Here is a 5,609-nt window from a genome sequence, read left to right on the forward strand (position 1 = left end):
TCATCGACGGCAAACGGATCGGCGGCTATGACGACCTGCGGGTCTTCTTCAAGCTGGATCCACCGCCCGAAGAGCAGAGCGATACGAGCTACACGCCGGTGATCGCGATCTTTTCCGTCGCGCTTTTTCTGGCGCTCGGCCTTTCCTGGCATCAATATGGGAACCCGCTGACCTTGCGCATGGTCGAGTGGTTCATCTCGCTGTCGATGACGATCCTGGCAGTCCAGAAGCTTCAGGACGTCGAGAGCTTTTCCACCATGTTCCTGAATTACGACCTTCTTGCGCGCCGCTGGGTGCCCTATGGAAGAATCTATCCCTTCGGCGAGGCGCTTGCCGGTATATTGATGACGGCGGGCGCGCTGGTCTGGATCTCTGCGCCCGTCGCCCTCTTTATCGGGCTTGTCGGCTCGGTCAGCATCTTCAAGGCGGTCTACCTGGACAAGCGAGAGCTGAAATGCGCCTGCGTCGGAGGCTCGTCCTCCGTGCCGCTCGGCTTCGTCTCGCTGACCGAAAGCCTGATGATGACGCTGATGGGCATCTGGATGCCGCTGAAGGCATTGCTGCTGTGACAAGCGCGGACAGGGCGCAAACCGCCCCGCCCGCCCGGTGCGCGATCAGCCTTCCGCCAGGCTCTCGTCGACGACAGGCTCCTCCGTCTGGCCGGCGATGATGATCGGCACCAGAAGATCGCCCCAACTCTTGGTGCCGCCATGATGGCGGGCCGAGCGGATGATCTCGACGGAAACCCCGGCATCGACCGCCCGCATGACCGACTGGTTCAGCCGGTGCAGATCATTGGCGACCATGCGGATCGCGGCCTGCTGCTCGCTGCTCATCCGCGTCGATTGCGCCTCGGCGCGTTCCTTGACATTGATCCTGCGCGTCATTTCTTTTCCTCCTCTTCGAGAAATAATCTATTCCGCCCGCCTATTCGGCCGCCTGGAATTGCGCGGTTTCGGTTGATTCGCCCATCGCCGTGGTCGAGCCCGTGCCGCCGGTAATCGCCATCGAAACGGCGTCGAAATAGCCGGTACCGACTTCGCGCTGGTGGCGGGTGGCGGTGTAGCCGTTCGCTTCCGCCGCAAACTCGGCCTGCTGCAACTCGCTGTAGGCCGCCATCTGCCGGTCGCGATAGCCGCGCGCCAGTTCGAACATGCCGAAGTTCAACTGGTGGAAGCCCGCGAGCGTGATGAACTGGAACTTGTAGCCCATGGCGCCGAGTTCCCGCTGGAAGCGTGCAATATCCTCGTCGCTCAGGTTCTTCTTCCAGTTGAAGGAGGGCGAGCAGTTATAGGCGAGAAGCTTGCCCGGATGATGCTTGTGCACTCCCTCGGCGAATTTGCGCGCCTGCTCCAGATCCGGCTTCGAGGTCTCGCACCAGATCAGATCACAGTAAGGCGCGTAGGCGACGGCGCGGGCGATGCAGGCCTCGAGCCCGTTGCGGACGCGGTAGAAGCCTTCCGCCGTGCGGCCGGCATCGTAATCGACGAAGGGCTGGTCGCGCTCGTCGATGTCGGAGGTCAGGAGCTTGGCGGCCTCGGCATCCGTGCGTGCGACGACCAGCGTCGGAACGCCCATGACGTCGGCGGCAAGCCGGGCAGCGGTCAGGTTGCGGATATGGGCCGCCGTCGGGATCAGAACCTTGCCGCCGAGATGGCCGCATTTCTTTTCAGAGGCCAGCTGGTCCTCGAAATGAACGCCGGCAGCACCCGCCTCGATATAGGCCTTCATGATCTCGAAGGCGTTGAGCGGACCGCCAAACCCGGCCTCGGCATCGGCAACGATCGGGGCGAACCAGGTCTCGACGGAAAGACCGTTCCCTTCCGATGTTTCAATCTGGTCAGCGCGTTGCAGGGTTTTGTTGATTCGCTTTACAAGCTCGGGACCGGCATTGGCCGGATAGAGCGACTGGTCGGGATACATGGCGGAGGCGGTGTTGGCGTCGGCGGCGACCTGCCATCCGGAAAGATAGATCGCCTTCAGCCCGGCGCGCACCATCTGCATGGCCTGGTTGCCCGAGAGCGCGCCAAGCGCATTGACGAAATCATCCTCATGGATCAGCTTCCAGAGGCGCTTGGCGCCCTCCTCCGCCAGCGTCGAGCGGATGCGGACCGAACCGCGCAGCCGCTTGACATCTTCGGCGCTGTAACTCCGCTCGATGCCGTCAAACCGGCCCTCGGCAGCGCCGTCAACAAGATTGTAAAATTCAGACATGCCTATTCCTCCTCTTCCAGGCAGATTGAATGCCGTCCGGTGCATAAACGCCACTCGGCGACAAGTGATGTGACACTTTTTACTGAATTGATGATTGCAAATCTATGGAATTGGCTTAGATCAAGCGGGAATTCGGGTTATCTTGTATTCTGTTTGACCGAAGCGCTATGTAAAACAGTAAATATTGTAAACCATCGCCGGGAGGGACAGGATGACGGAGAAGAAGATTTTCGCGGGACCGCGGCTGCGGCGGATCCGCAAGGGGCTTGACCTGACGCAGACGGCGATGGCGGAGGCGCTTTCGATCTCGCCCTCCTATCTCAACCTCATCGAACGCAACCAGCGGCCGTTGACCGTGCAGCTTCTGCTCAAGCTCGCCGCCGTCTACGACATCGATATCGGCGAACTCCAGGGCGAAAGCTCGGGCACGATCAGCCAGTTGAAATCGGTGTTTTCGGACCCGTTGCTTTCGGGAGAACTGCCCGGCGACCAGGAACTCGTCGAAGTGGCCGAAGCCGCGCCGAACGCGGCGATCGGCATCATCAAGCTTTACCGCGCCTATTGCGAACAGGCCGCCCGCCTCTCCGACCTCTCCGCGCTTCTCGCCCATGACGGGCGTGAAACCCACCTGCCGGGAAAACGCCTGCCGCACGAGGAGGTGCGCGACGCAATCTCCCGCCGGCCCTATTTCTTTGATTCACTCGATCGCGCGGCCGAAGCCCTTCACGCAGAACTCGACCCCGGCGACGAGCTTTCGGCCGCCCTGAAAACCTGGCTGATGCAACGTCGCGGCATCACCGTCAGGATCCTGCCGCCGCATGCCATGGTCAATCTCGGCCGCCGTTTCGACCGCCACACGATGCGGTTGTTCATCTCCGCACGTTTCTCCCCGCGCGACCGAAAGCGCGAGATCGCCATCGAAACGGTGCTCCTGGCGCTGGCCGACGAGATCGCGGCGGAAGTGAAGGCGCTCGACCTGTCGAGCGACGAGGCCCGCCGCATCGCCCGGTTCGAACTCGCCCGCTATGCGGCGCTGGCGCTGATGATGCCTTATGGCCCATTCATCGAAGCCGCCCGCCGGGACCGGTTCGATATCGGCCTTCTCAGCGGCCGTTTCGACGTTTCCTTCGAGCAGGCGGCTACCCGTCTCGCCAGCCTGCAGCGGCTGGAGAATGCCGGACCGGCCTTCTTCGCCATGGAGATCGACCAGGCGGGCAATATCCTGCGCCGCATCGGCGCGGAAGGGTTTCCGCATGCGGGTTTTCGCGGCGAATGTCCGCGCCTCGATCTCTATGACGCCTTCAGCCAGCCCGGCCGGATCGTCTCCCGACATGTGGAAATGCCGGACGGCGTCGGCTATCTGACGCTTTCGCGCACGCTGGAAGGACCGGAACCGGCGCTCGGCGAACGCCTGCATGTGACGGCGATCCTTCTCGGCCTGCGCTGGGACAAGGCATCGGCCACGGCCTATGCAGAGGACGGCGGCGCGCGGGCGGGGCCCGTGCCCGTCGGGCCGGTCTGCCGCCTGTGCGAACGCCCGGGCTGCCTGTCGCGCGCCGAGCCGCCGGTCACCCGCCCGCTCGGCCTTGACGAGATGGTCGCCGGTCTTTCGGCCTTCGACTTCCGCTGATGCGCCGCGCAGCCAGACGGCAACATCTGACGCCCGAAAACGCCTCAAAGCACATGGATAGAGCGCTTTCGCGATGCGGAGAACAGCAGACGCGCTAGAACTGGTTGGTCCAGCGCGGGTGGATGTCATCGATCACAAGCGCATGGCTGTGCGTCCTGTGTCCTTTGAGGTGCGGATGATCAAGCGGCAGGTTGTCATGGCTGTGCTCGATCGCTTCATCCTCGCCCGCCGGCCACTGCGAGAGACTGATGACAACGCCAAGGCCGGCAAGACCGGCCAGAGCCAGAAGGGCGGTCTCCGCGCCGAACGCAGTCATGAGCCAGCCCGAAAGCGGATAGGTCAGCAGCCAGCAGGCATGGGAGAGCGCGAACTGCGCCGCAAACAGGGCCGGACGGTCCTCAGGGTGGGCTGAACGGCGCAGCAATCGCCCCGACGGCGTCAGCACCGCCGAATAGCCGAGACCGACAAGAAACCAGGCGACAAGCAACGCGAGCCAGGCAAGCCCGCCAAGAGCAATTTCCGCCGCCAGCGCCGCAAGCGCCGCCGCCATCACCAGGGCGCCGGCGAGCATCACCGGCCTGTCGGAAACCCGGTCGAGGACCTTTGGCAGCAGGATTGCGGCGGTCATCGATCCGGCGCCGAATGCGAACATCGTCCAGGCGAGATCGCTCGCCGAGAGGCCCAGCAGAGCGCGCACCAGCACCACCGAATTGACCAGAACCATCGCGCCCGCGGCGGCAACCGCAAGGCTGAGCGCCAGAAGCCCGCGCAGACGCGGCGTGGCGAGATAGATGCGGATGCCGCGCGTCGTCCGGTCATAAATCCCGCGTGGTTCTGCCGCCCTGGGGCTCGGCAGAACCACCGAGACGACGAGCAGCGCCGAAGCCAGGAAACCGGAGAACGTGCCGAGAAACAGCGCATTGTAGCTCATTGCCGCCAGAAGCAGGGCGGCAAGCGTCGGGCTGGCGATATTCTCCAGGTCGTAGGCAAGCCGGGACAGCGACAGCGCCCGCGTGTAGCGTTCCTCTTCCTTCAGCACATCCGGGATGGTCGCCTGGAATGTCGGCGTGAAAGCGGCCGAGGCCGATTGCAAAAGGAAGATCAGCAGATAGACCTGCCAGACGGCGGTGACGAACGGAAGCGCAAGGGCGCACGCCGCGCGCACGAGGTCGAGCGCAACCAGAAGCCGGCGGCGGTTCATGCGTTCGGCAAAGGCGCCGGCAATCGGCGCGATGCCGACATAGGCCACCATCTTGATGGCGAAGACAGTGCCGAGCACCATTGCCGCCCCCTGCCCGGCAAGGTCATAGGCAAGCAACCCGAGCGCGACCGTCGCCAGTCCCGTGCCGAGCAGCGCGACGATCTGCGCGAGGAAGAGATGTCGGTAGGTGCGGTCGGCGAGAATGTCCAGCATCGGGGGCCTCAGAGATAGCGGGTGATCGCCTTCAGTTCGGCGCGCCCGGCCTCGGCGCCGTCAACGTCGAGACAATGGTCCACATGATCATGGATGAGCGCCTGCTTGGCGTTGCGGATCGCGCTTTCGACGGCCTGAAGCTGCTGGGCGACATCCAGGCAGGGTCGCCCCGCCTCGATCATCGCGACAACCGAACCGAGATGACCCTCGGCCCGCTTCAGCCGCGCGACGATCCGGGGATGGCTTTGATGACGATGTTCATGGCTCATGCCTCGATATTATCCACCCGGGGAGGATATGAAAAGGGCGGAAAGGACCCCGTCCGGCGACCGGCGCGCGTTCCGGCCGCAA

The 5,609-nt window shown here is 63.7% G+C and carries 6 protein-coding genes; 2 read left to right on the forward strand and 4 right to left on the reverse strand.

Annotated elements, in window-relative coordinates:
• Positions 1–569: MauE/DoxX family redox-associated membrane protein (locus AC5DC2_RS18425; protein ID WP_491699522.1), on the forward strand; the 569-nt coding region annotated here is incomplete at its 5' end.
• Positions 570–614: 45 nt separating this feature from the next.
• Here AC5DC2_RS18425 and AC5DC2_RS18430 read toward each other — a convergent pair.
• A complete protein-coding gene (locus tag AC5DC2_RS18430) occupies positions 615–887 on the reverse strand; it encodes an SMc00767 family acetate metabolism repressor (RefSeq protein ID WP_024707275.1) in 273 nt (90 codons plus the stop codon).
• A 40-nt stretch (positions 888–927) separates the two neighbouring features.
• Positions 928–2,214 (reverse strand): isocitrate lyase, encoded by a 1,287-nt coding sequence (aceA, locus tag AC5DC2_RS18435; protein WP_491699523.1) that lies wholly within the window; start codon positions 2,212–2,214, stop codon positions 928–930.
• Positions 2,215–2,425: 211 nt separating this feature from the next.
• Between aceA and AC5DC2_RS18440 the strand changes: the two genes are divergently transcribed.
• Positions 2,426–3,844, forward strand: coding sequence for a helix-turn-helix domain-containing protein (locus tag AC5DC2_RS18440; protein WP_024707273.1), 1,419 nt, complete (start codon positions 2,426–2,428; stop codon positions 3,842–3,844).
• 94 nt (positions 3,845–3,938) lie between these two features.
• On the opposite strand, the gene AC5DC2_RS18445 is transcribed toward AC5DC2_RS18440, so the two are convergent.
• The gene (locus AC5DC2_RS18445; RefSeq protein WP_491699524.1) at positions 3,939–5,258 is read right to left on the reverse strand and encodes an MFS transporter; all 1,320 of its coding nucleotides are present in this window, start codon (positions 5,256–5,258) and stop codon (positions 3,939–3,941) included.
• A gap of 8 nt (positions 5,259–5,266) precedes the next feature.
• Positions 5,267–5,527: a metal-sensing transcriptional repressor gene (locus tag AC5DC2_RS18450; protein ID WP_024707271.1), complete on the reverse strand. Its 261-nt coding sequence runs from the start codon at positions 5,525–5,527 to the stop codon at positions 5,267–5,269.
• Between the last annotated feature and the right edge of the window lie 82 nt (positions 5,528–5,609).

Source organism: Martelella sp., from assembly GCF_984369615.1.